General features: G+C 63.8%; 20 protein-coding genes, 2 tRNA genes and 2 riboswitches. Of the genes, 15 read left to right on the top strand and 7 right to left on the bottom strand.

Translation table 11 applies throughout. The features are described from left to right. Positions 1 to 20: 20 nt before the first annotated feature. Positions 21 to 1,073, bottom strand: a complete 1,053-nt coding sequence (locus tag ABNW52_RS10010) for an MBL fold metallo-hydrolase (protein ID WP_349587096.1) — start codon at positions 1,071 to 1,073, stop codon at positions 21 to 23. Between ABNW52_RS10010 and ABNW52_RS10005 the strand changes: the two genes are divergently transcribed. Further along, on the top strand, positions 1,048 to 1,425 hold the full coding sequence (locus tag ABNW52_RS10005; RefSeq protein WP_349587093.1) for a site-specific integrase: 378 nt from the start codon (positions 1,048 to 1,050) through the stop codon (positions 1,423 to 1,425). The genes ABNW52_RS10010 and ABNW52_RS10005 overlap by 26 nt on opposite strands. Before the next feature lie 151 nt (positions 1,426 to 1,576). On the opposite strand, the gene ABNW52_RS10000 is transcribed toward ABNW52_RS10005, so the two are convergent. Then, positions 1,577 to 1,666: transfer RNA gene (locus tag ABNW52_RS10000), tRNA-Ser, on the bottom strand. Between the two features lie 47 nt (positions 1,667 to 1,713). Next, positions 1,714 to 1,798: transfer RNA gene (locus ABNW52_RS09995), tRNA-Leu, on the bottom strand. Between the two features lie 160 nt (positions 1,799 to 1,958). On the opposite strand from ABNW52_RS09995, the gene ABNW52_RS09990 reads away from it, so the two are divergent. The 13 genes from ABNW52_RS09990 to ABNW52_RS09930 all read left to right on the top strand — a co-directional run bounded on the left by ABNW52_RS09990 (position 1,959) and on the right by ABNW52_RS09930 (position 18,007). Next, positions 1,959 to 2,648, top strand: coding sequence for a Bax inhibitor-1/YccA family protein (locus ABNW52_RS09990; protein ID WP_349587090.1), 690 nt, complete (start codon positions 1,959 to 1,961; stop codon positions 2,646 to 2,648). Positions 2,649 to 3,520: 872 nt separating this feature from the next. Then, a complete protein-coding gene (locus tag ABNW52_RS09985) occupies positions 3,521 to 4,057 on the top strand; it encodes a DUF5943 domain-containing protein (RefSeq protein ID WP_349587087.1) in 537 nt (178 codons plus the stop codon). A gap of 8 nt (positions 4,058 to 4,065) precedes the next feature. Next, positions 4,066 to 6,126 carry an NADH:flavin oxidoreductase gene (locus ABNW52_RS09980; protein ID WP_349587084.1) on the top strand — a complete coding sequence of 687 codons (2,061 nt, stop codon included), beginning with the start codon at positions 4,066 to 4,068 and terminating at the stop codon, positions 6,124 to 6,126. A gap of 1 nt (position 6,127) precedes the next feature. After that, positions 6,128 to 8,014, top strand: coding sequence for a (Fe-S)-binding protein (locus ABNW52_RS09975; protein WP_349587081.1), 1,887 nt, complete (start codon positions 6,128 to 6,130; stop codon positions 8,012 to 8,014). A gap of 14 nt (positions 8,015 to 8,028) precedes the next feature. Next, a complete protein-coding gene (locus ABNW52_RS09970) occupies positions 8,029 to 9,150 on the top strand; it encodes an electron transfer flavoprotein subunit alpha/FixB family protein (protein ID WP_349587078.1) in 1,122 nt (373 codons plus the stop codon). After that, positions 9,150 to 9,923 carry an electron transfer flavoprotein subunit beta gene (locus ABNW52_RS09965; protein WP_349587075.1) on the top strand — a complete coding sequence of 258 codons (774 nt, stop codon included), beginning with the start codon at positions 9,150 to 9,152 and terminating at the stop codon, positions 9,921 to 9,923. Before ABNW52_RS09970 ends, ABNW52_RS09965 begins: the two co-directional genes overlap by 1 nt. Positions 9,924 to 9,999: 76 nt before the next feature. Beyond that, positions 10,000 to 11,259 carry an aromatic ring-hydroxylating oxygenase subunit alpha gene (locus ABNW52_RS09960; protein ID WP_349587072.1) on the top strand — a complete coding sequence of 420 codons (1,260 nt, stop codon included), beginning with the start codon at positions 10,000 to 10,002 and terminating at the stop codon, positions 11,257 to 11,259. A gap of 148 nt (positions 11,260 to 11,407) precedes the next feature. Then, a complete protein-coding gene (locus tag ABNW52_RS09955; protein WP_349587070.1) occupies positions 11,408 to 12,511 on the top strand; it encodes an FAD-binding oxidoreductase in 1,104 nt (367 codons plus the stop codon). Positions 12,512 to 13,015: 504 nt separating this feature from the next. Further along, on the top strand, positions 13,016 to 14,131 hold the full coding sequence (locus ABNW52_RS09950; RefSeq protein ID WP_349587067.1) for a quaternary amine ABC transporter ATP-binding protein: 1,116 nt from the start codon (positions 13,016 to 13,018) through the stop codon (positions 14,129 to 14,131). Positions 14,132 to 14,197: 66 nt separating this feature from the next. After that, positions 14,198 to 15,079, top strand: a complete 882-nt coding sequence (locus ABNW52_RS09945) for an ABC transporter permease (protein WP_349587064.1) — start codon at positions 14,198 to 14,200, stop codon at positions 15,077 to 15,079. Between the two features lie 128 nt (positions 15,080 to 15,207). Continuing rightward, entirely contained in the window at positions 15,208 to 16,191 is a 984-nt protein-coding gene (locus tag ABNW52_RS09940) for a GlxA family transcriptional regulator (RefSeq protein WP_349587061.1), read from the top strand. Between the two features lie 149 nt (positions 16,192 to 16,340). Next, positions 16,341 to 17,279 carry a choline ABC transporter substrate-binding protein gene (locus ABNW52_RS09935; protein ID WP_349587058.1) on the top strand — a complete coding sequence of 313 codons (939 nt, stop codon included), beginning with the start codon at positions 16,341 to 16,343 and terminating at the stop codon, positions 17,277 to 17,279. A 314-nt stretch (positions 17,280 to 17,593) separates the two neighbouring features. Beyond that, on the top strand, positions 17,594 to 18,007 hold the full coding sequence (locus tag ABNW52_RS09930) for an organic hydroperoxide resistance protein (protein WP_349587055.1): 414 nt from the start codon (positions 17,594 to 17,596) through the stop codon (positions 18,005 to 18,007). A gap of 85 nt (positions 18,008 to 18,092) precedes the next feature. On the opposite strand, the gene ABNW52_RS09925 is transcribed toward ABNW52_RS09930, so the two are convergent. After that, positions 18,093 to 19,493 carry an L-serine ammonia-lyase gene (locus ABNW52_RS09925; RefSeq protein WP_349587053.1) on the bottom strand — a complete coding sequence of 467 codons (1,401 nt, stop codon included), beginning with the start codon at positions 19,491 to 19,493 and terminating at the stop codon, positions 18,093 to 18,095. A 2-nt stretch (positions 19,494 to 19,495) separates the two neighbouring features. Further along, positions 19,496 to 20,764 (bottom strand): serine hydroxymethyltransferase, encoded by a 1,269-nt coding sequence (gene glyA, locus ABNW52_RS09920; protein ID WP_349587050.1) that lies wholly within the window; start codon positions 20,762 to 20,764, stop codon positions 19,496 to 19,498. A gap of 86 nt (positions 20,765 to 20,850) precedes the next feature. After that, positions 20,851 to 20,950, bottom strand: a riboswitch (glycine riboswitch). 1 nt (position 20,951) lies between these two features. Beyond that, positions 20,952 to 21,049, bottom strand: a riboswitch (glycine riboswitch). Between the two features lie 439 nt (positions 21,050 to 21,488). Between glyA and ABNW52_RS09915 the strand changes: the two genes are divergently transcribed. Continuing rightward, the gene (locus ABNW52_RS09915; protein ID WP_349587047.1) at positions 21,489 to 21,701 is read left to right on the top strand and encodes a hypothetical protein; all 213 of its coding nucleotides are present in this window, start codon (positions 21,489 to 21,491) and stop codon (positions 21,699 to 21,701) included. 112 nt (positions 21,702 to 21,813) lie between these two features. Here ABNW52_RS09915 and betA read toward each other — a convergent pair whose 3' ends face one another. Both betA and betB read right to left on the bottom strand, forming a co-directional pair. Beyond that, positions 21,814 to 23,553, bottom strand: a complete 1,740-nt coding sequence (betA, locus tag ABNW52_RS09910) for a choline dehydrogenase (RefSeq protein WP_349587044.1) — start codon at positions 23,551 to 23,553, stop codon at positions 21,814 to 21,816. 136 nt (positions 23,554 to 23,689) lie between these two features. Further along, positions 23,690 to 25,153 (bottom strand): betaine-aldehyde dehydrogenase, encoded by a 1,464-nt coding sequence (gene betB / locus ABNW52_RS09905; RefSeq protein WP_349587041.1) that lies wholly within the window; start codon positions 25,151 to 25,153, stop codon positions 23,690 to 23,692. Positions 25,154 to 25,183 lie beyond the last annotated feature (30 nt).

Genomic DNA, 25,183 nt, shown 5'->3' with positions numbered 1-25,183 from the left:
GGTAACGGAATGCCGCCGCTTCATGGCTGCCAGGCCAGCTGGCCCTGTTCGGGAGCCGGCTGCGTGCGCCACCATGCCGTTCCGGTGGTGCTGGCATTCAATGCCAAGGGTTCACCTATCATCGGGGTGAGCAAGGTGACGCCTCGCGCTGCCGCTATGCTGCTGGCTCGCTCCAGCGGCTCGTGCCAGTCGTGCAGAGCGAGATCGAACGTGCTGTTGTGAATCGGCAGCATTGCCTTGCCGCGCAGGTCGATATGGGCTTGTACGCTCTGTTCCGGCAGCATGTGGATGTCGCTCCACAGTGCGTTGTAGGCGCCGGTCTCGATCATGGTGACGTCGAAAGGGCCGCAGCGTTCACCGATCTCGCGAAAGCCGGGGAAGTAGCCCGAGTCGCCGCTGAAGAACAGCCGCTCCCGGCTGCCTTCGATGACCCAGCTCGCCCATAGGGTGCGGTCCCGGTCGCGCAGGCCGCGGCCGGAAAAATGCTGGGCGGGCGTGGCGGTGAATCGCAGTGTGCCGAGCTTGACCTGCTGCCACCAGTCGAGCTCGATGATCTTGTGTGGGTTGATGCTCCAGCGCCGGAGGTGACCGCCAACCCGCAGTGGGGTGACGAACAGTTCCACCTTGCGGTCCAGTGCCAGGATGGTGTGCTTGTCGAGGTGGTCGTAATGGTCGTGGCTCAGGATCACTGCCTTGATAGGCGGCAGCTCTTCAATGCTGATCGGCAGCGGATGGAAGCGCTTCGGGCCGGCCCACTGCAGCGGCGAGGCTCGCTCGCTAAACACCGGGTCCGTCAGCAGGTACTGGCCATCGATGCGGATCAGCACCGTGGAATGGCCAAGTCGCACCAGTGTGGTGGCGTCATCCGACGGCAAGTCGGGCATGCGCAGCGTGTGCATCGGCATGGCACCAAGCGGGCTGGGCTCGCTGCGCTTCGTCCGGAGGTAAGCCAGGGTGATGTCTACGAACTGGCCGAAGCTGGTCTGGTAGTCAAGCTGCTGATTGCGGAATTTTTTGAGTGCATGGTGCGGGCGAGGGGTAAGAGAGGTGGTCGAGGCCGAGATCGAGGTCATCTGCAACCCCGAGTACCTGGAGTTGGCACGCATCGCACTGGGGCATTTTTTCTACCATCCGGAAGCCCTGACCGAGGCGATGGAAGTGATGGCCGCGCAGGAAACTGCGGTTAGGGTGCTGCTTGCACACTGGACCAGGATTCTGGCCGAAACGACGGTCCGCTACCGAAACCAGTACCAGACGCGCCACACGTTTGCATCCATGCTGCTGATGGCCGGGGAGCCAGAATTGACGGTGGCGAAACTGTTGGGTCACGCAACGGTCGAGATGATTCGACGTCACTACGGGCGCTACATCAAGCAGCCTGACGGGCTAATCTTGCGAGGCGAGTACCGCGAATTGGGTTGCTGAAAATTTGGGGCGCATTTGGGGCAACTTGGGGCGCTAATTTGCGCTATTTGGCGTGCTTGGCTTGCTGTGGCGCAGAAAGACAAAACCCCCGCAATCCCTTGCCAGTGCTTGATTTTCAGCTTCTGACTAAGTTATTTCGGGGGTTTTGAATTGGCGGAAGCGGTGAGATTCGAACTCACGGAAGGCTCGCACCTTCGGCGGTTTTCAAGACCGCTGCCTTAAACCACTCGGCCACGCTTCCGCTGGAAGTGGTGCCGAACAGCAGGTCCGGTACCGTAATTTGTAAGTTGGTGCGAAAGGAGAGACTCGAACTCTCACGCCTTGCGGCGCTGGAACCTAAATCCAGTGCGTCTACCAATTCCGCCACTCTCGCACGGCCAAGCATTGCTTGGCAGGGGTCGAATAGTAGCCTGCACATAGTGAATTGGCAAGTGCTTGCATCTATCCGTAGCAACATGGAAACTTATGTAACCAGATGTAGTCGTAACGCTGCATAACCACACTTTACTTACAGAGCGAGGAGCCACGTCGCCATGCAACAGCAATTTCAACCTGCATTCCAAACTGCAAGTTACACGGCCAGCCGTCACAAGGTGCTGCGCAATACCTACGGCCTGCTGGGCCTGTCGATGATTCCTACTGTCATCGGCGCTGCGGTTGGCAGCTCGATGAGCTTTGCCTTCCTGGCGGGTAGCCCGCTGATGGGTTCACTGGCGATCATGGCCGTGTTCTATGGCTTGGTCTTCGCCATTCAGGCCAATCGCAATAACGCGCTTGGCGTACCGCTGATGCTGGGTTTCACCTTCCTGATGGGGGTGCTGCTTGGCCCGTTGCTGCAATACGCGCTGAAGTTTGCCAACGGCTCGCAGCTGATCATGGTGGCGGGCGGTGCGACTGCGGTGGTGTTTGCCGTGATGGCTGGCATCGCCACTACCACCAAGCGTGACCTGTCCGGCATGGGCAAGTTTCTGACTGTCGGTGCCATTGTGCTGATGGTTGCCGTGGTGGCGAACCTGTTTCTGCAACTGCCGGCCATGCACCTGGCGATTGCCGCTGCCTTTGCGCTGTTCAGCTCGCTGATGATCCTGTGGGAAGTAAAGAATGTGGTGGATGGTGGCGAAACCAGCTACATCTCGGCGGCGCTGGGCATCTATATCAGCATCTACAACCTGTTTACCAGCCTGCTGCAGCTGCTGCTGGCCTTTGCCGGTGACCGCGATTAAGACAGCATGCACGGCGCGGGCTAACTGCCTTGTCCGGCAATAGCCCGCAATACGAAAAGCCACGCTTGGCAATCAAGCGTGGCTTTTTATTTGTGCTGCTGCCTGTGGCGCAAAAAGCGCGGGCGGGGCGGGCAAGTTGATCTGGCGGCTTAAAACAGCAAATACAGCGTGGCGGCGATCAGCACGATGGCAGCCAGCTCTGCGGCATGTTCCTTGAGGACTTGTGGTAGCAGACGCATGGGGGCCTCCGATTGATGAGCTGCGCGTATATTGAGCGGGAGTCTAGGCCGCTCCACACTGGCGAACGGCTGCGGTACGACAGCCGAATGCTGAAAATCGACAAGATGGCAGCCAGCACGGCAAACGCTGCCGCAGTTGCATTCGCTGCTGCAGTTGCATTGCCCGCGGGTAAGGCCGGCGGTTAACTGCAAGCGACGCTCGGCGGTTTGCCATATTGATGCCCTTGCTGCGGCCAACCTGGCCGCACAGGCGGGTCGTGCGGCCAGTGCCGGGTCTGCCGGCGGGGCGTGGCGGACTGCTGTCGGCTTGCATCCAGCCAGCCCGCTGCTGATCTACCGTTATATCCGCCTGGCGGTCACGCCGCCGATTCGCCCACACCGGCATGGCCGGCCGGCCGCGTCGCCGCATCCCGCGCGGTCGCCATTTGTCGGCTTGCCGTGGTGGCGGCGGTGTCACTTTCTTGCCCGGCCAGCTGTCGGCGTGGGGCAAGAAAGACGGATTTCGTCATTTCGTGTCGGGCGACGGCAAATACCGGTCGTTGCCGCCGACGTTGGCCGCATTGCCCTCATGCAACATTTCTCCTGACTGGCGGAGCGCAGCCCGCGCCCGCAAACACAACGTGCAGGAGACTCATGATGCAACCACTCGTACCCATCGACGTCGACCAGGATACCGGCGTGTGGACCACCAATGGCCTGCCGATGCTGTATGTGCCGCGCCATTTCTTTGTCAACAACCATATGGCCGTCGAAGCGGCATTGGGCAAGGGCACCTATTCCGAGGCGCTGTACGATGCCGGCTACCGCTCGGCCTACTTCTGGTGCGACAGCGAAGCGCGCACCCATGGCCTGGAAGGCATGGCCGTGTTCGAACACTATCTGAACCGTCTGTCGCAGCGCGGCTGGGGCCAGTTCTCCTTTATTAGTGCCGATCCGGCTACCGGCAATGCGCAGATCCGTCTCGATAACTCCTGTTTCGTACTGGCACAGGGCGTGGCCGGTGCGCCGCAGAGTGAAGGCATGGCCTGCTACATGTTTGCCGGCTGGTTCTCCGGAGCCATGGACTGGGTGGGCGAACACCTGGGCCACGACTATCACACCATCAGCGCGGAAACCCAGTGTGCCGGCAGTGGTGCCGACTACTGTGTGTTCACTGTCGAGCCGAAGTGAGGTGAGTCATGCGTTACCCGCACCTGTTTGAACCGATTACCCTCAACAAGCTGACCATCCGCAACCGCATCGTCAGCACCGCCCACGCCGAAGTGTACGCCGAGCCAGGTGGGCTGCCGGGTGAGCGCTACATCCGCTACTACGAAGAAAAGGCCAAGGGCGGCCTGGGGCTGGCCATCTGCGGCGGCTCCAGCCCGGTGTCGATCGACAGCCCGCAAAGCTGGTGGAAGTCGGTGAACCTGTCCACCGACAAGATCATCGATCCGCTGGCACGGCTGGCGGAAAGCATGCACCGCCACGGCGCCAAGATCATGATCCAGGCTACCCACATGGGTCGCCGCTCCAGCTACTACGGCGAGCACTGGCCGCATCTGGTCAGCCCGTCCGGCATTCGCGAGCCGGTGCATCGTGGCAACGCCAAGATCATCGAGCCGCACGAAATCAAGCGCATCATCGCCGACTTCAAACAGGCCGCCCGCCGCATCAAGGCCGCCGGCATGGACGGCATGGAAGTCTCCGCCGCGCACCAGCACCTGATGGACCAGTTCTGGAGCCCGCGTACCAACTTCCGCACCGACGAATACGGTGGCTCGCTGGAAAACCGCATGCGTTTCGGCATGCAGGTGTTCGAAGCGATCCGCGAAGAGGTTGGCCGCGACTTCTGTGTCGGCCTGCGCATGTGCGGTGACGAATTCCACGAAGACGGCCTGACTCACGACATGCTGAAGGACATCGCGCAGGCGATGTCGGAAACCGGCCTGATCGACTTCCTGTCGGTGGTCGGTTCCGGTGGCGACACCCACAACACCCTGGCCAACTGCATGCCGCCGATGGCGCTACCGCCGGAGCCGTTCGTGCACCTGGCCGCTGGCATCAAGTCGGTATCCAAGGTGCCGGTGATGCATGCGCAAAGTATCCGCGACCCGAACCAGGCCGAGCGCATTCTGGCCAGCGGCATGGTGGACATGGTGGGCATGACCCGCGCCCACATCGCCGACCCGCATCTGGTGATCAAGATCCGCGACGGCAAGGAAGACCAGATCCGCCAGTGCGTGGGTGCCAACTACTGTATCGACCGCCAATACTTCGGCCAGGACGTGCTGTGCATCCAGAATGCCGCCACCAGCCGCGAAGCCACCATGCCGCACACCTTCGAAAAAGCGAAGCACAAGCGCAAGGTGGTGGTGGTGGGTGCCGGCCCGGCCGGGCTGGAAGCCGCCCGCGTGGCGAAAGAACGCGGCCACGATGTGGTGCTGTTCGAGAAGAGTGACGTGGTCGGCGGGCAGATCGTGCTGGCCGCCAAGGCGCCGCAGCGCGAGCAGATGGCCGGCATCATCCGCTGGCTGGACATGGAAACCCAGCGCCTGGGCGTCGATCGTCGCCTGAGTACCGCTGCCGACGAAGCGATGATCCTGGCCGAGAAGCCGGACATCGTGGTGCTGGCTACCGGCGGCGTGCCCAATAGCGGCATGGTGCCAGGCTGGGGCGTGGACGAGGGCCTGGCAGTGACTGGCTGGGACATCCTGTCCGGCAAGGTGGAGCCGAAGAAAAACGTACTGGTGTACGACGCGGTGAGCGGGCATGCCGGCTTTGGTGTGGCCGATTTCCTGGCCAGCCGCGGCAGCCAGGTAGAGATCGTTACCCCGGACGTGAAAGTGGGCGACGACACCGGCGGTACCACTTTCCCGATCTTCTATCGTCGCCTCTATGCTCAGGGCATGATTCCGACCCCCAACTACTGGATGGACAAGGTCTACCGCGAAGGTGACAAGCTGATCGCGGTGCTGCGCAACGAATATACCGAGGCTCTGGAAGAGCGCGCGGTGGACCAGGTGGTGGTGGAAAACGGCATTCTGCCCAACGACACGCTGTACTGGTCGCTGAAGGAACGCTCCAAGAACCAGGGCATTACCGACGTGCACACCCTGTTCGCCTCCCAGCCGCAGCCGTGCCTGTCCGAGCCGCTGCAAGGCGACGAGTTCCTGCTGTTCCGGGTGGGCGATTGCATCTCCATGCACAACATCCACGGCGCAATCTACGACGCGCTGCGTCTGGTGAAGGACTTCTGACATGACACTCCCGCTCGCGCTTACCGGCCTGTTCTGGCTGGGCGCGGCTCTGCTGTCGCTGGGGCTGGCACGCCGTGCCGCCCTGTGGCGGCAGGGGCGCGATGCCCAGGTAGCCTGGTCCGGACTGTTTGCCATTCCGAAACGCTACTTTGTCGACCTGCACCACGTGGTGGCGCGCGACCCGTTCATTGCCCGTGCCCACGTGGCCGTGGCCGGTGGTGCGGTGGCGGTGCTGGCACTGGCTGCGGCCAACTATGGCCTGATGCTGTATCTGCCGGCGCTGGATGTGCTGATGCTGCTGGCCGCGCTGATGATGTTCGCCGGTGCCATGCTGGTGCGCTCGCGGCGCAAGTCGCCGCCGGCACGCCTGTCCAAGGGCGCCTGGAACCGCCTGCCCAAGAGCCTGCTGCTGTTCGCGGTGGGTGCAGGGTTGGCCGCAGTACTGGCCCTGAGCGGCGATGCGCTGGGTAGTGCCGCCAAGCTGCTGGCACTGCTGGCGCTGGCCGGGCTGACGCTGGGTGGCGCCGAGCTGGCGCTGGGCATTGGCCTGGGCGGCCCGATGAAGCACGCGGTGGCCGGCCTGTTGCACCTGGCTTTCCACCCGCGCCAGGAGCGGTTCTCCGGCAACAAGCGTTCCACCGACCTCAAGCCGCTGGACCTGGATAGCAATGATTTCGGCGTGGAAAAACCGGTGGATTTCGCCTGGAACCGCCTGCTGTCGTTCGATGCCTGCGTGCAGTGCGGCAAGTGTGAAGCCGCCTGTCCGGCCTATGCCGCCGGCCAGCCGCTGAACCCGAAGAAGCTGATCCAGGACATGGTCACCGGTCTGGCTTCCGGCGATGGCCAGGGCTATGCCGGCAACCCGCACCCGGGGCAGGCGCTGCGCGGCGGTGATGCGCAGCAGCCGATTCTCGGCGGCCTGCTGGCGGAAGAAACACTGTGGTCGTGCACCACCTGCCGCGCCTGCGTGCAGGAATGCCCGATGCTGATCGAGCACGTGGACACCGTGGTCAGCCTGCGTCGCCATGTCACGCTGACCCGCGGCACGGTGCCGAACAAGGGTGCCGAGGCGCTGGCCAATCTGCGCGATACCGACACCGTGGGTGGCTACCCGTTGGCCGCACGCTACCACTGGGCGGTGGATCTGAACGTGCCGGTGCTGCTGCCGGGCGAGCACGCCGACTGGCTGCTGCTGGCCGGCGAGGGCGCCTTCGACATGCGCTACCAGCGTGCACTGCGCGCACTGGTACAGGTGCTGAAAGCGGCTAATCTCAAGGTGGCAGTACTGGGTGAGGCCGAGCCGGATTGCGGCGACCTGGCACGCCGCCTGGGCGACGAGGCGACCTTCCAGCTGCTGGCCGACAAGATGATGTCCACGCTGCGTCACTACAGCTTCGACCGCATCGTGACCCCGGACCCGCACCTGTTCCATTGCCTGGCCAACGAATACCCGGCGCTGGGCGGCAACTACCGCATCCAGCACCACAGCCAGCTGATCGCCGAGCTGTTGGCCAACAAGCAGCTGCCGCTGCGGGCCGATGCCGAGGCCGCCACCATCACCTATCACGATCCGTGCTATCTGGGCCGTTACAACGGTGAAACCGACGCGCCGCGCCAGGTGTTCAAGGGCATCGGCATCAAGGTGGTGGAGATGGAGCGTTCCGGTCTCAAGGCGCGTTGCTGCGGCTGGGGCGGTGGGGCTTCGTTCACCGATATTCCGGGCGAGCGCCGTATTCCGGACATGCGTATGGATGACATTCGTGCCACCGGCGCCAGCACCGTGGCCGTAGCGTGCCCGAACTGCACCGCCATGCTGGAAGGCGTGGTCGGCGAGCGGGCAGACGTGGTGGAACTGGCCGAGCTGGTCGCTGCCCGGCTGGCCAAATGAAAGCGGAGGAGAGCATGTTCAACGATAGAGCCATTCCGCGTATCGACCCGCGGCGCCCCTATGTGATCGGGCCATCGGGACTCAAACGTATCGTGCTGGGCGAAGAAGTGGGCAGCCGCGAGCTGCAGCAGAACGCGCACGGCCACAGCAGCGTCAAGCCACAGCGCAGCCAAGGGCCGTTCCGCCTGCGCAGCCTGGTGGTGCTGCACACCGACCGTGGCGCGCTGGACGAGGCGGCGCGCGAAACGTTGGCCGCAGCCGCCATCCTGGCCAGCCCGGACACCGAAGTGGTGGCGCTGCTGTTCGGCGGTAATGCCGACAGCGTGGCCGCCGCCGGCGAGGCCGGTGCCGACCGCGTGCTGCTGTGCGCCGACCCGGGCTTTGCACCGCAGCGCAAGCTGGCGGTGCTGGCCGAGCTGTGGCAGCGCGAAGCGCCGTCCCGGCTGTGCCTGCCGGATCGTGGCGCCGATGCCGACCTGGGGCGGCGTTTTGCCAGCCGCCAGGGTCTGGCGGTGGCCTGTGATGTGATCGAAGTGGTGCCGGGGCGCGAAGTGCGCAGCCTGGCGCCTGCCGGCCAGTTCGCGGTGCAGCCGCTGCCGCCGGTGCTGCTGCTGGCACGCAAGGCGGCGGATGCCCGCCTGCCATTCCGCGGTCAGGGCAATGATGGCGGCGTACTGGCGCTGCCGGATGTCGGCGAACGCATTCGTGACCTGGGCACGCGCAGCTGCCCGGCGTCGCAGCTGGCGCTGGAAGAGGCGGACCTGATCGTCTCCGCCGGCAACGGCGTGCAGGACACCGGCGGCCTGCGCCAGCTGGCCGAGCGCATGGGTGCCGCCGTGGGTGCCTCGCGCGTGGCGGTGGACGATGGTCGCTTCGCCCGCGAGCAGCAGGTGGGCGCCACCGGCAAGACTGTGCAGGCCAGCGCCTATCTGGCGTTCGGCATCTCCGGCGCGGTGCAGCACCTGCAGGGCATCAAGGAGTGCCGGCACGTGATCGCCGTCAACCTGGATGCCGCCGCCCCCATCGTCAAACGTGCCGATCTGACCCTGGTGGAAGACTGCCAAGCGCTGATCAGTGCCCTGAACCAGCTGCTTGCCGCCGAACGTGCGGCCAACCCTGTGCTGGAGACTGCGTGATGAGCAAACAGAACCTGAAAGTGGCGGTGCTGCTGGCACCGGGGACCCATCCGGTCAGCGGGCGGCCGTGTGCCGCCGCGGCCGACAGCGCCGCGCTGGCGCTGGCGATGAAACTGGTGCCGTCGCCGCAGCACCTGCTGGTGCTGTATGCCGGCGATGCCGACGATAGTGCGCTGGCGCCGTATCTGGCGCAGGGTGTCAGCTGTGTCAACGTGCTGCCGGCGGTGGCCGGGGCCGATGTGTCGCGGGTGCTGGCGCGGCAGCTGCAGGATGTCGATCTGGTGCTGTGCGGTCGACGCGCCGGCGGCGGGCAGGGCAGCGCCATGCTGCCCTATCTGCTGGCCGAGGAGCTGGAAGCGCCGCTGCTGCCGGATGCGCTGCAGCTGAAGGTCGGCAATGGACAAGTGGAAGTGGAACAGTATCTGCCCAAGGGTCAGCGCCGGCAGTTGGCCGCGGCGTTGCCGGCCATCGTCAGCGTGCATGAGCGCGCCAGCGCGCCGCTGCCGTATGCCCACGCGCGCCTGCAGCAGGGGCAGATCCGCCACCTGTCGCCTGCCAATCTGGCGCCTGGCGTCTGCCATCTGGAGCCGGCCAACCGCCGCGCCCGCCCGCTGGTGGCGGCCAGCAAGGCCAGTGGTCACGAGCGCATGCTGGGCGCGATTGCCAGCGATGGCGCCAAAGCCGGCGGCGTGGTCGTAAAACAGGGCGATCCTGTCGAAAAAGCGCAAGTTCTACTGGATTACCTGCGCGACCATCATCTCGTCGATTTCTGACAACTACTTGCTGTTTTCCGCCCCACCCGGCAACAGCGCACACCCACAACCCGCGTTGTTTTTGGAGAAGTTCATCATGACTAGCAGCACGATCGCGTTTCATCCGGCCGTCAATCTGCGCGAACTGGTGGCCCGCCGTGTGCCGGGCTACAGCCTGGAAGCCCCGTTCTACACCTCGCCGGCGGTGTTTGATGCCGACATGGAACACATCTTCAGCAAGCACTGGATTTATGTCGGCGTGTCGGTAGACGTGCCGGAGCCGGGCGACTACATGACCGTGCAGCTGGGTCAGCAGCCGATCCTGATCGTGCGCGATGATGACAACGAAATCCGCGCCTTCCACAACGTCTGCCGTCACCGCGGTTCGCGTCTGTGTGCCGAGGAAAAAGGCACGGTAGGCAACCTGGTCTGCCCGTACCACCAGTGGACCTATGACCTGTCCGGCAAGCTGATCTTCGCCGATCACATGCAGGAAGGTTTCGACCTGTCGCACCACAGCCTGAAGTCGGTGCACCTGCGCAATATGGCCGGCCTGCTGTTCATCTGTCTGGCCGACGAGCCGCCGGCTGACTTCGACGCCATGGCCGAGGTGATGACCCCGTACATCGCACCGCACCAGATCGACAACACCAAGGTGGCGGTGCAGGTGGACATCATCGAGCAGGGCAACTGGAAGCTGACGCTGGAAAACAACCGCGAGTGCTACCACTGTACCGGCAACCACCCGGAACTGACGGTATCGCTGTTCGCCTACAGCTACGGCTTTGCGCCGAAGGAAGACACCGCCGAAGGCCTGCGCCAGTACGAAGAAATGGTGGCCGACCGCCATCAGCACTGGGAGTCCTGTGGCCTGCCGTCCAGTGAAGTGGACCGGCTGTCCGACGTGTCTGGCTTCCGCACCATGCGCATGCCGCTGGACCGTGCCGGGCAATCGCAGACGCTGGATACCAATGCCGCCTGCAAGAAACTGCTGGCCGACTTCAAGGATGCCTCCATCGGTGGTCTGTCGTTCTGGACCCAGCCGAACTCCTGGCATCACTTCATGGCCGATCACATCGTTACCTTCAGCGTGATTCCGCTGTCCGCCGACACCACCCTGGTGCGCACCAAATGGCTGGTGCACAAGGACGCGGTGGAAGGCGTGGATTACGACGTGAAGAACCTGACCGCGGTGTGGAACGCCACCAACGATCAGGACCGTCGTCTGGTGGAAGAGTCGCACCACGGCGCCAAGAGCACGGCGTACCAGCCGGGCCCGTACTCGCCGTTTACCGAAACCCTGGTGGAGAAGTTTTCCGACTGGTATATCCGCCGCCTGGGTGCCGCGCTGGAGTAAGCGCAGCCGGTAGCAAGCCACGAGACCTGCGGCCGGCAGCCTGCGCACCCGCACAGACTGCCGGCAAGCAAGGCAGTACTACACACACCACCGGCAGGTTGGCCGCATGCGGCCAACCTTGTCGGCCCAGCCATCACAGGGTGCCATCATGACTACCGCCACTCCCACCTTCGCCTTTACCGAACCGGCGCCGTACTGGCAAAGCGGTGTCGATGACACCTTGCAGTGCGTGTCGGTGCACGATGAAACGCACGATGTGCGCACCTTTACCTTCCGTGCCGTACCGGCGCGGCGTTTTGCCTACCTGCCGGGGCAGTTTCTGACCCTGGAGCTGGAGATCGACGGCGCCACCGTCAACCGCTGCTACACGATGTCGTCGTCGCCGACGCGGCCGGACACGGTCACCATCACCGTCAAGCGCGTGCCGGGCGGGCAGGTGTCCAACTGGCTGCACGACAATCTGCAGCCGGGCATGAAAATCAGCGTGCTGGGGCCGTCCGGCGAATTCAGTTTCGCTCACGCCCCGGCCGATCGTTATCTGTTCCTGTCGGCCGGTAGCGGCATCACGCCGCTGATGTCGATGAGCCGTGCGCTGGGCGACTTGGGCGGCAGCATGGACGTCGCCTTCGTGCATAGCGCGCGCTCGCCGGCGGATCTGATCTTCCGCCACGAGCTGGTGCAGCTGGCACGGGCGCGCAATGGCTTCCGCCAGGCCGCCATCGTGCAGAGCCGCCATCCGGAGCCGGAATGGCATGGCCTGGAAGGCTTCCTCGACCTGCCGGCGCTGGAACGGCTGGTGCCGGATTTCCGCCAGCGGGCGGTCTACTGCTGTGGCCCGGCGCCGTACATGACTGCCGTGCGGGCGCTGTTGCAGGCCGCCGGTTTCGACATGGCGCTGTACCACGAAGAAAGCTTCAACTTTGCCGAGCTGACCTCGGCTGCCGCGCCGGAGCCGGATGTGGCGACCGCCTGCGACGGCGAGGGCGAGGGTGGCTTCGATGTGCGCTTTGCCAAGCTGGGCGACGTGGTGCATACCAAGCCCGGGCAGACCATCCTGGCCGCTGCGCAGCAGCAGGGGTTGCGGGTGCCGTCGTCCTGTTCCAAGGGCCTGTGCGGCACCTGCAAGACCAAGCTGCTGGAGGGCAAGGTGGACATGAAGCACGGCGGTGGTATTCGCCAGCGCGAGATCGACCAGGGCTGGATCCTGCCATGTTGCAGTGTGCCATTGACGCCGGTGGTGCTAGACCGCTGACGGCCTTTTGGCTGCCGATTTACCCTTTATTTCACGCCGTTCGAGTACCCACCGGGCGGCGTTTCTCTTTGGCTGGAGCCGTGTGCAATTTTTGTACAGCCAAGACCGACAAAAAGGCGCATGCTGACCTGTCTTGGAACGACCGGCGCTGTGTTTTTCGCCACTGCAGCATGCACAGTAACGGGGACGAAAGCGCCCGTCTGGCGGGCATTACAACGATATTGGCCCCTTCTGTGGTACTGATTGGTGCAATGTCGTTTTACGACAGGTAGGCGTCGGTTGGTCATTGCTTCTCCAGTCGTATCATCCATATCTTTTCCTTGATACATATCAATTACTACAACAGCTTGGGTGTGGTTACGCCGGTTGTTTGCGCAGTGCACCAAGGCACGGCGCTTGCTGCGGTGCAGCAGCCTCGCCAGGGCAAAGGAGAAAGCAATGCAGTCAGGCAAGATCGTAGTAGAAAACCTGTACAAGGTTTTCGGAGACAAGCCGCAGGACGCAATGCGTCTGCTTAAGCTTGGGGAAACCAAAGAAACGGTGTTCCGCAACACCGGGCAAGTGGTTGGCGTGAACAACGTGTCGTTCTCGGTGGACGAAGGTGAGATCTTCGTGCTGATGGGCCTGTCCGGCTCCGGCAAGTCGTCGCTGATCCGCCTGATCAACCGGCTGATGGACCCCACCGACGGTCGCATCCTGCTGGATGGCCAGGACATCACCAAACTGTCGCCCAGCGAGCTGGTGTCGCTGCGTCGCCGCGACATGAGCATGGTGTTCCAGAGCTTTGCGCTGATGCCGCACCGTACCGTGCTGGATAACGCCGCCTTTGGCCTGGAAATCGCCGGGGTTGGCCGCAAGGAGCGCGAGAAACGCGCGATGGAGGTGCTGGAGCAGGTCGGGCTGGCCACTTTCGCCCGGAAGATGCCGCACGAGCTGTCCGGCGGCATGCAGCAGCGTGTCGGCCTGGTGCGCGCGCTGGCGGTCAACCCGTCGCTGATGCTGATGGACGAGGCGTTCTCGGCGCTGGACCCGCTCAAGCGCAGCGAAATGCAGGACATCCTGCTGCAACTGCAGCGCGATCACCGCCGCACCATTTTCTTCGTGTCGCACGATCTGGAAGAAGCGCTGCGCATCGGTACCCGCATCGCCATCATGGAAGGCGGCCGTCTGGTGCAGGTGGGTACACCGCAGGAAATCATCGAAAACCCGGCTGAAGACTATGTACGCGAATTCTTCAAGAGCGTGGATACCTCGCGCTACCTGCTGGCCAAGGATCTGCTCGACCCGCATGGCGTGGGCGTGATGGTGAGCGGCAATCTCGCCGGCCCGCACGACTTGCAGCACCACAACTGGGTGGCCTGTGTTTCCGGTGACAACAAGCTGCTGGGGCTGGTTGGCCGCGACAGTTTGCGTGCCGAGGGCTGTAACCCGGCCGAACGCTGTGTGCCGGTATCGCCGATCACCCCGGCCTCGGCGCTGCCCGATGTGCTCAAGCGCCTGCAGGGCCAGCGCGAGCCGCTGCCGGTGATTGACAACGATGGCCGCTACCTGGGGGTGATTACCGCTTCCAGCGTACTGTCCAAGTTGTCCGAGCACCGCCTGCAGACGGCTGTGCACTAAGCCGCGAGCCGATTCCCCGATTGACGAGGACGGCGCCGCTGGCCTGTCCGTACTGGAGTACACGCCATGAACGACTTCTGGCAAAAATTTATCGCCAACCCGCACGACTTCCTGCCCATTGGCGAATGGGTCAACGACTTCATTCATTTCCTGCTGGATAACAACGGCGGCGCCTTCGACGCCATCGGCAAGACGGTGGACCTGTTCGCCGAGAATGTGGAAGTGGCGCTGCTGTCGCTGCCGGTGTGGCTGGTGATTGGCTTCTTCTGTGCGCTGGGCATCTGGCGTTTGACTTGGCGCTTCTCCCTGTTCGTACTGGCGGCATTCGCGCTGATCCTGGGTACCGGCTTCTGGGCGCAAACCATTGCCACGCTGGCGCTTACGCTGTCTGCCACCATCATCAGCCTGTTGCTGGGGGTGCCGGTGGGTATCTGGTGTGCCCGCAGCCGCCGCGTCAACACGCTGGTGCGTCCGGTGCTAGACTTTATGCAGACCATGCCGGCATTCGTGTACCTGATTCCGGCGGCGATGTTCTTTGGCCTGGGCCGCGTGCCCGGCATTCTGGCCACGGTGGTGTTTGCCGTGCCACCGGCGGTGCGCCTGACCAGCCTGGGCATTCGCCAGGTGAACAAGGAGCAGGTCGAGGCTGGCCATGCCTTTGGCTGCACGCCGACCCAGCTGCTGTTCAAGGTGCAGCTGCCAATCGCGCTGCCGGCTATCATGGCCGGGGTCAACCAGACCATCATGATGGCGCTGTCGATGGTGATCATCGCCTCCATGGTGGGGGCGGGTGGCCTGGGTAACGACGTGCTGGCCAGTATCCAGCGACTGGACGTTGGACTTGGCTTCGAGAGCGGCCTTGCGGTAGTGTTGCTGGCTATCATTCTGGACCGCCTGACCGAGAGCTTTGGCCGAGGCCCGAGTTCACCGCAAGGGGGCGGTCACTAAGCGGCAAAAAATAAAACGACCGGGCCGGCGACAGCTGGCCCGGTATTTGCGACATACCGGTTTACGTTTTACACAGCACCCGCTACGAGGTGCGACCCATCCACACACAGCCCCTACCGGAGGTCACCATGAGCCCTGAGCAACTTGGTTCGCTGGGCCACATCGGTTTCCTGATGTTGCCCAATTTTTCCATGATCGCCTTTGCCAATGCGGTAGAACCGCTGCGCATGGCCAATCAACTGTCGCGCAAACGCTTGTACCGCTGGTCGCTGATTTCCAGCGATGGCCAGCCGGTGGCGGCCAGTAACGGTCTGGCGCTGGCCCCTACCACCGGGCCGGGGGAGCCGAGCGACTACGATCTGCTCATCGTCTGTGGCGGCATTCAGGTACGCGAGGCCACCAGCGATGCCACGCTCGCTATCATCCGTCGCTTTGCCGCCGCCGGCGTGCCGCTGGGCGGGGTCTGTACCGGGCCCTTCGCGCTGGCGAAGGCAGGGGTGATGAACGGCTACCGCAGCAGTATTCACTGGGAAAACCTGTCGTCGATCCGCGAGGAGTTTCCCAAGATCCAGTTTTCCAGCGAGCTGTTCGTTATCGATCGCGATCGGCTGACCTGTAGTGGCGGCACCGCGCCGCTGGACATGATGTGCAACCTGATCCGCTACAAGGGTGGCAAAGGGTTGGCCGCAGACGTGTCCGCCCAGTTCATCGTCGACCGCATCCGCGACCAGCACGACCACCAGCACATCCCCTTGCTGGCACGGGTGGGCACCGGTCACGAATCGCTGATCGACGCCGCGCTGGCGATGGAAATGAACATCGAGAACCCGCGTCCGCTGGACGATCTGGCCGCTGAGCTGGGGGTATCGCTGCGCCACCTGGAGCGGCTGTTCAAGCGCTACCTGGGTAGCACGCCGGCGCAGTACTACCTGGACCTGCGCCTGCGCCGCGCGCGCGAGCTGCTGCTGCAGACCAATATGAGCGTGATGGAAGTGACGGTGGCCACCGGCTTCCTGTCGTCGTCGCATTTCTCCAAATCCTACCGCAGCCTGTTTGGCTACCCACCCAGCCGTGAGCGGCAACAGCTGGCACTTGAAGCCGCCATCATGTGATGCCTCGACGCCGCTTGTAGGCAACTGCGAGTCGTGCGCAGGCAAGTTGGCCGCAAGCAGCGTGGCAATCTGGCACAGGCCATCATCCCGATGGCCGTAGCCCGGCGCCATGCGCCATCCAAATAAATAGCAGAAGCAGGAGCCAAACAATGAATGCTTACAAGATTGCGGGGGCGCTGTTGATCGGTACCGTCAGCAGTATGGCGCTGGCGGCCGAATCCGCCCAGTGCCAGAAGGTGCGTTTTGCCGATGTCGGCTGGACCGATATCGCTGCCACCACCGGCATGGCCAGCGTGGTGCTGGAAGGGTTGGGCTACAAACCGGTGACCACCATTGCTTCGGTGCCGATCACCTTTGCCGGTATCAAGAACAAGCAGATCGACGCCTTTCTCGGCTACTGGAACCCGAGTATGACGCCGATGATCGAGCCGTTTGCCAAGGCTGGGCAGCTGAAGGTGCTGGATCGCCCCAACCTGGTGGGCGCCAAGTACACGCTGGCGGTGCCGGACTATGTGGCGGCTGGCGGCCTGAAAACCTTTGCCGACATTGCCAAGTTCAAGGACAAGCTAAACGGTAAGATCTTCGGCATCGAGCCGGGTAACGACGGCAACAAGCTGATCCAGGACATGATCAAGAAGAACCAGTTTGGCCTGACCGGCTTCAAACTGGTGGAATCGAGCGAAGCCGGCATGATGTCGGAAGTGGAACGCGCGATCCGCCAGAAGAGCTGGGTAGTGTTCCTGGGCTGGGAGCCGCATCCGATGAACGTGAAGTTCAAGATGACCTACCTGGCCGGTGGCGATGACGTGTTCGGCCCCAACTTCGGCGAGGCCAAGGTGTACACCGCGCTGGCTACCGACTATCAGACCCGCTGTCCGAACGTGGCGAAACTGCTGACCAACCTGCAATTCACCACCGACATCGAAAACCGCGTGATGGGCCCGATCATGGCCAAGGTCAAGCCGGAAACCGCCGCGCGCGACTACCTGAAGAAAAACCCGTTCGTGCTGAAGAACTGGCTCGCGGGCGTGACCACCTTCGATGGCAAGGACGGCATGGCTGCCGTACAGCACCACCTGGCCAACTGATTCTGCGTCTGCCGTGCAAAAGCCGCCATCCTGTGATGGCGGCTTTGTCGTTGTTGCTCCCGTGCGCTGAGTGGATGGGGCTGTGGTGGCTACAGCGAGCTGCTGTCGTGCTTTCTGGCGGCGGCTGGTGTCGCCGGAGCCCTCAGTTGTAGATAGACGTGCCTTGTTGCCGCCTGAAAGCCACCACCGGCGCTGGCGGTTTTGCGGCCGGCAATAGGGTGGAGCAATGGCTGATATTGCCAAATACAAGTTGTGTGCAATTTAGTTGTGTATGATCATTGTGGCTCCCCAATCGCACAGCCCAGGAGTACACCATGCAAGTTCTGTATACCGCCCATGCCACCGCTACTGGCGGCCGTGATGGCCGCGCCGTCAGCGACGATCGTCAACTGGATGTGCCACTGGCGATGCCGCCAGCACTGGGTGGCAATGGCGCTGGCAGTAACCCGGAGCAGCTGTTTGCCGCCGGCTACGCCGCCTGCTTCCTGTCGGCGCTCAAGCTGGTCGCCGGCCAGCAGCGCGTGGCCCTGCCGGCTAGCGCGGCTGTAGCGGCAGCGGTGAGCATCGGGCGTGACGATAGCGGCTTCGGCCTGGCGGTGACCTTGAACATCAGCCTGCCGGGCGTGGCGGCCGCGGCGGCGCAGACGGTGATCGATGCCGCACACCAGGTCTGCCCGTATTCCCGCGCCACCCGCGGCAATATCGCGGTCAGCCTGCAGCTGGCCTGAGCAAGCGGTCCACACGGCAGATAAAAAAACGCCCGCAGCTGCGGGCGTTTGTCGTGGGGGCGGCCAACGTTGGCCGCAGTGCCGCTCAGCACTCGACAATGTTGACCGGTACCTCGACGATGTTTACTGCCAGGCCACCGCGGGCGGTTTCCTTGTACTTGGTGCTCATGTCGCGGCCGGTGTCACGCATGGTCTTGATCACCCGGTCCAGCGACACAAAATGCTGACCGTCTCCGCGCAGCGCCATGCGCACCGCGTTGATGGCCTTCACCGACGCCATGGCGTTGCGTTCGATACACGGCACCTGCACCAGGCCGCCCACCGGGTCGCAGGTCAGGCCCAGGTTGTGCTCCATGCCGATCTCGGCGGCATTTTCCACCTGTTCCGGCGTGCCGCCCATCACCTCGGCCAGGCCGCCTGCCGCCATCGAACAGGCGGAGCCGACCTCGCCCTGGCAACCGACTTCGGCGCCGGAGATGGAGGCGTTAAGCTTGAACAGGATGCCGATGGCACCGGCGGTGAGCAGGAAGCGCACCACGCCGTCGTCGCTGGCGCCGGGCACGAAGCGGGCGTAGTAGTGCAACACCGCCGGCACGATGCCGGCCGCGCCGTTGGTCGGTGCGGTGACCACGCGGCCGCCGCCGGCGTTTTCCTCGTTCACCGCCAGCGCGTACAGGTTCACCCAGTCCATCACAGTCAGCGGGTCACGCAGGCTGGCTTCCGGCGTCGACAGCAGCTTGCGGTGCATGTCGGCGGCGCGGCGTTTTACTTTCATGCCGCCGGGCAGGATGCCTTCGTGCGCACAGCCGCGCTGCACGCAAGCCTGCATCACGTGCCAGATGCCCAGCAGGCCGGCGCGCACTTCTTCCTCGCTGCGCCAGGCTAGCTCGTTCTCCAGCATGATCTGGCTGATCGGCTTGCCATGCTCCTTGCACAGTGCCAACAGCTCGGCCGCGTTCTTGAACGGGTGGCGCAGCTCGGTGGCGCCCGGTGGTACGAAGCCGGCGTCCACCGCCGCTTCGTCCACCACGAAACCACCGCCCACCGAGTAATACGCCCGCTTGACGATGACTTCGCCGCGGTCGTCGCGCGCCTCGAAGGTCATGCCGTTGGGGTGGTAGGGCAGCGATTTGCGCTTGTGCAGCACCAGGTGTTCACCTTCCGCGAATAGCACCTCGTGGCTGCCCAGCAGTCGCAGCCGCTTGCTGTCACGAATCGCCGCCACCATCGCCGGCACGGCGTCGGTGTCGACTTCGTCCGGCAGTTCGCCCTGCAGCCCCAGCAGTACCGCGATGTCGGAGCCATGGCCCTTGCCGGTGGCGCCCAGCGAGCCGAACAGCTCGCAACGCACGCTGGCTACGGCGGCCAGCTGGCCGTCCTTCTCCAGGCGGGCGACGAACTGTCGCGCGGCGCGCATCGGGCCGACGGTGTGGGAGCTGGATGGGCCGATGCCGATCTTGAACAGATCAAACACGCTGATGGCCATGATCAGCTCTCGCTGACTGCGCGGTATACCGGATACGCGGCGCACAGCTCCGCTACCTGGCGTTTCACGCGTGCGCTCACTTCCGGGTTCTCGATGTCGTCGAGGATGTCGCACACCCAGTGCGCCACCTGGCGGGCTTCGGTTTCCTTGAAGCCACGGCTGGTGATGGCCGGAGTGCCGATGCGGATGCCGCTGGTCACGAACGGGCTTTGCGGATCGTTCGGCACCGCGTTCTTGTTCACGGTGATGTGGGCGGCGCCCAGCGCGGCATCGGCGGCCTTGCCGGTGAGGCCCTTGTCGATCAGGTTCAGCAGGAACAGGTGGTCATCGGTCTTGCCGGACACGATGCTGTAGCCGCGGGTCTGGAACACATGCACCATGGCGCGGGCATTGGCCAGCACTTGCTTCTGGTAGTCAACGAACTCCGGCTGCAGCGCTTCCTGGAACGCCACCGCCTTGGCGGCGATCACGTGCATCAGCGGGCCACCCTGGATGCCGGGGAATACCACCGAGTTCAGTTTCTTTTCCAGTTCCGGGTTGCTGGCCGCCAGGATCAGGCCGCCGCGCGGGCCGCGCAGGGTCTTGTGGGTGGTGGTGGTCACCACGTGGGCGTGCGGAATCGGGTTCGGGTACAGGCCGGCGGCCACCAGGCCGGCAACGTGGGCCATGTCCACGAACAGGTAGGCGCCGATGCTGTCGGCGATCTCGCGCATGCGCTTCCAGTCCACCACCAGCGAGTAGGCGGAGAAACCTGCCACGATCATCTTCGGCTGGTATTCATTGGCCATGCGCTGCACTTCGTCGTAGTCGATCTCGCCGGTTTCCGGGTTCAGACCGTACTGCACCGCGTGGTAGATCTTGCCGGAGAAGTTGACCTTGGCGCCGTGGGTGAGGTGGCCGCCGTGCGCCAGGCTCATGCCCAGCACGGTGTCGTGCGGTTCCAGCAGTGCCATGTACACGGCGGCATTGGCCTGGCTGCCGGAGTGTGGTTGCACGTTGGCGTAATCGGCGCCGAACAGCTGCTTGGCGCGGTCGATGGCCAGCTGCTCGACGACGTCCACGTGTTCGCAGCCGCCGTAGTAGCGCTTGCCGGGGTAGCCCTCGGCGTACTTGTTGGTGAGCTGGCTGCCCTGTGCCTGCATTACGCGCGGGCTGGTGTAGTTCTCGGAGGCAATCAGCTCGATGTGGTCCTGCTGGCGCTGGTCTTCGGCCTGCATGGCGGCCCACAGGGCGTCGTCGAAACCGGCAATCTGCATATCCTGGGTAAACATGGCGCTCTCCAAACGGGTGGGCTGCGGCCAACGTTGGCCGCAAGCCCGATAAACGGGGTGGGTGGTCGCTGGCGACCGTGCTTGCCCCCTCTGTCCGTTTGCCTGAGAGATTGGGCGCATCGGGTTGACGATGCGCCGTGCTGCCTTCGGCGAGATGCGCGGGCGGCGCATCTGCTCTCCAGAGAGCCTGGGCAGGACAGTTCTTTTGCCTGAGAGTTTTCGGGGCGATTCCCCTTCGGCGCCGCCGCTGGGGGCTACCCGGGCGATCTCTCCTGTCTGCCTGACATGGCTGTCAGTCAATCTAGAGAGCGCCTTGACGGGCGTCAATGCGTGCCGTCGGCGGCTTTTTCGCCATCCGGCGGCGGGTCTTGGCTGGCGGCGCGGGCAGGGCGGGAAAGTGCCGGAATTGCGTCGGTCATGGCATGAAAGCGGTCGGCTATGGCAATGCTTTGGCGCCGCTCGCCAGCATGGTGTGGCAATTATAATATTTTGATTTTTATGGGAAATGCGGCTTTTTTGCGACAGTCTGCCTGTGTTGCGGGCGACTATCGCTTGCGGTGATGTGGCGGAGATGAACTTTCGTTATCGATTGTAATCGATTCGTAAAAATACATTTATATGATCAGTATCGAACATTTGTGTCGCAATCTTGATGTTGCATTGCACAAGATGGCGCTACAATTGCGGTGTAGTTTGATGACTGAAAAACATATTGGACGCTGAAATGAAATACATTATCTCTAGCCTGCTGGCACTGCTGCGTAACAAGAACATTCAACTGGAAGCCGGCCTGCGCGTGAATTACGCCCCGCATGGCTATGTGAAAAAGTTCGACGGCACCGTGGTTGCCTACGACAAGGCGCGTGGCGTACTGGTGGCCTGGCCGCGTGGCGGTAGCGACTGGTTGTCGAAGGAAGATCTGGCAGTCATCTGCTGAAATATTCGGATATGAAAAACGGCTCGCAACTGGCGGGCCATTTTTATTTGCACTGCCGGCTGCGCAAATAAAAAACGCGCACCGGAGTGCGCGTGACAGGTGTGGAGTCGGGTCAACGAATGGCTTCGGCCCTGGGCGGATACCACAGCAGGGCCGCCTGCGGGTCACGGGCGGCGGCTTCGGCCAGCTTGGCCGGCTGCCGGCCGGCGACAAAGTAGGGTGCCTGCGAGCGCGGCAGTGGCGCACGGCCGCGGATGCGGTCGGCGATCTTCTCCGCCATCATGATGGTGGGCGCGTTGAGGTTGCCGGTGGTGACCTGCGGCATGATCGAGGCATCCACCACGCGCAGCCCGCTCAGGCCGTGCACGCGGCCTTCGTTGTCCACTACCGCCATCGGATCGCTGGCGTCGCCCATCTTGCAGGTGCAGGACGGGTGCAGCGCGGTTTCGGCGTGTTCGCGCACGAAGGCGTCGATCTCGGCATCGCTCTTGATCATCATGCCCGGCTTGATTTCCTTGCCGCGGAACTCGTCCATCGCCTGCTGCGCGATGATCTCGCGGGTGATGCGCACCCCGGCGCGGAACTCGCGCCAGTCGGTGTCGTGCGCCATGTAGTTGAAGCGCAGGATCGGATGGTCGCGCGGGTCGCAGCTTTTCAGCTTCACGCTGCCGGTACTGGGCGAACGCATGGAGCCGACATGGCACTGGAAGCCGTGCGCCTTCACCGGGTTGCTGCCGTCGTAGTTCATCGCCAGCGGAATGAAGTGGTACTGCAGATTGGGCCAGGCGAAGCTTTCGTCGCTGCGGATGAAGCCGCCGGCCTCGAAGTGGTTGCTGGCGCCGATGCCGGTGCCGCGCAGATACCATTCGATGCCGATCGGCGGCTTGTTCCACCACTGCAGCGCCGGGTACAGCGACACCGGTTTGAGGCACTCGTACTGCAGGTACATTTCCAGGTGGTCCTGCAGGTTTTCGCCCACGCCCGGCAGGTGCGCCACGCTGTTGATGCCCATGGCGCGCAGCTCGTCGGCGTTGCCGACGCCAGAGCGCTGCAGCAGCTGCGGCGAGGCGATGGCGCCGTTGCTGACGATCACTTCGCGGCTGGCGAACGCCTCGTGCCAGCTGTCGCCCTGCAGATAGCTGACGCCGATGGCGCGCTTGCCGTCGAACAGGATGCGGTCGGCCAGCGCGCGGGTTTTCACCTGCAAGGTTGGCCGCTGCCGCGCGGTGTCCAGGTAGGCCAGCGAGGTGCTGCAGCGGCGGCCGTCAGCGGTGGTGGTGCGGTCCATCGGACCGAAGCCTTCCTGGCGGTAGCCGTTCAGGTCGTCGGTACGCGGGTGGCCGGCCTGCTCGCCGGCGGCGACGAAGGCGGCAAACAGCGGCGAGATGTCGGCCTTGGGGGTGGTGACGTGCAGCGGCCCGTTGTTGCCGTGATAGTCGTTGCCACCCTTGTCATAGGTTTCCGCCTTGCGAAAGTAGGGCAGACAGTCGCGGTAGCTCCAGTCCTCCAGCCCCTTGTTCGCGGCCCAGCCGTCGTAATCCATGGCGTTGCCGCGGATGTAGACCATGCCGTTGATCAGCGATGAGCCGCCCAACCCTTTGCCGCGGCCCTGGGTCATGATGCGGTTGCCCATGTGCGGTTCGGGCTGGGTGGTGTAGGCCCAGTTGTAGGTCTTGCCCTGCAGCGGGTAGGCCAGCGCGGATGGCATCTGCGTGCGCCAGTCCAGGCGCCAGTCCGGGCCGCCGGCTTCCAGCAGCAGCACGCTCACGCCCGGGTCTTCGGTCAGCCGCGCAGCCAGTACGCAGCCGGCCGAACCGGCGCCGACGATGATGTAGTCGAATTCCTGTTTCATGACCGTTCTCTTGCGGCCTCGGGCCGCGTTCAGGGTGGGCGCTTCGCTAGGTCAGCGCGGGCGTGGCAGACAAAACCGCGCTGCGTACCCGAGCCTGGGGACGCAACGCGGTGAGCGTGGTGTTGTCTGTGCTGTCTTATTCGTACGGGCAGGCGACGCCCGACAGCTCCACGTACACGCTCTTCAGCTGGGTGTAGTAGTCCAGTGTGACCAGGCTGTTCTCGTGGCCGATGCCGGATTCCTTCAGCCCGCCGAACGGCATTTCGATCGGCGTGATGTTGTAATTGTTGATCCAGCACACGCCGGCCTGCAGCTTCTCGGCCATGCGGTGGCCACGGGTCAGGTCGCGGGTGAATACCCCGGCGGCCAGGCCCAGGCGGGTGTTGTTGGCTCGCGCCAGCACTTCGGCCTCGTCCTTGAATTTCAGTACCGACATCACCGGGCCGAAGATTTCTTCGCGCACGATGCTCATGTCGTCGTGACAGCCGGCAAAGATGGTGGGGGCGATGAAGTGGCCGCCCTCGCAGCCCGGCACTTCCACGCGCTGGCCACCGGCCAGCAGGCTGGCGCCTTCGGCAATGCCCAGCTCGACGTAGCGCAGCACGTTGGCCGCATGGTCGCCGGAGATCTGCGCGCCGACCTGGGTGTCCGGCTGCATCGGGTCGCCGATCTTCAGCTTGCGGGTGCGGGTCACCAGTTTTTCCAGGAAGGCATCATGGATGGACTCGTGCACGAATACGCGGGTGCCGTTGGTGCAGATTTCGCCCTGGGTGTAGAAGTTGGCCAGCATGGCGGCGGATACTGCCTGGTCCAGGTCGGCGTCATCGAAAATGATCAGCGGCGACTTGCCGCCCAGTTCCATGGTGACGCGCTTCAGCGTCTTGGCGGCATCGGCCATGATGGCCTTGCCGGTTTCCACCGAGCCGGTCACCGATACCTTGGCTACGCCCGGATGGGCGATCAGCTGCCGCGCCGGGGCGGAGCTGCCGAGGATCACGTTGAACACGCCGTCCGGCACGCCGGCTTCGGTGTAGATCTTGGCCAGTTCGATGGCGGTCATCGGCGTGAGCGAGGCCGGCTTGTAGATCATGGCGTTGCCACAGGCCAGCGCCGGTGCCGATTTCCAGCAGGCGATCTGCAGCGGGTAGTTCCAGGCACCGATGCCCAGGCACACGCCCAGCGGTTCGCGGCGGGTGTAGGCAAACGCGCCCTTGAGCGCGAATTGCTGGCCGTGGATGCTGGCGGCCAGGCCGCCGAAATACTCCACGCAGTCGGCGCCGGACAGTACGTCCACCACCTCGGCTTCCTGGATTGGCTTGCCGTTGTCGCGTACTTCCAGCTCCGCCAGCTGGCGGTTGCGCTCGCGCAGCAGTAGTGCGGCGCGGTTGAGGATGCGACCGCGTTCGGCACCGCTCATGGCCGACCACACGGCAAAGCCTTGCTGTGCCGCCTCCACCGCCAGTGCCACTTCGGCATCGCCAGCCTGTTGTACGCGGCACAGCACTTTACCGGTAGCCGGCTCGATATTGTCTACCAGCGGCAGTGCCGGATTGTCGATGCTGCGGCCACCGATATAACTGCACAGAATGGGGGTGTTCACGTCGTCTCCTTGCTGGTCGCCTATGATATG

The organism is Vogesella oryzagri, assembly GCF_040148885.1.
Classification (GTDB): domain Bacteria; phylum Pseudomonadota; class Gammaproteobacteria; order Burkholderiales; family Chromobacteriaceae; genus Vogesella; species Vogesella oryzagri.
The sequence above is the reverse complement of the archived record's forward strand: the minus strand, read 5'-3'. Positions and strand labels throughout refer to the sequence as shown.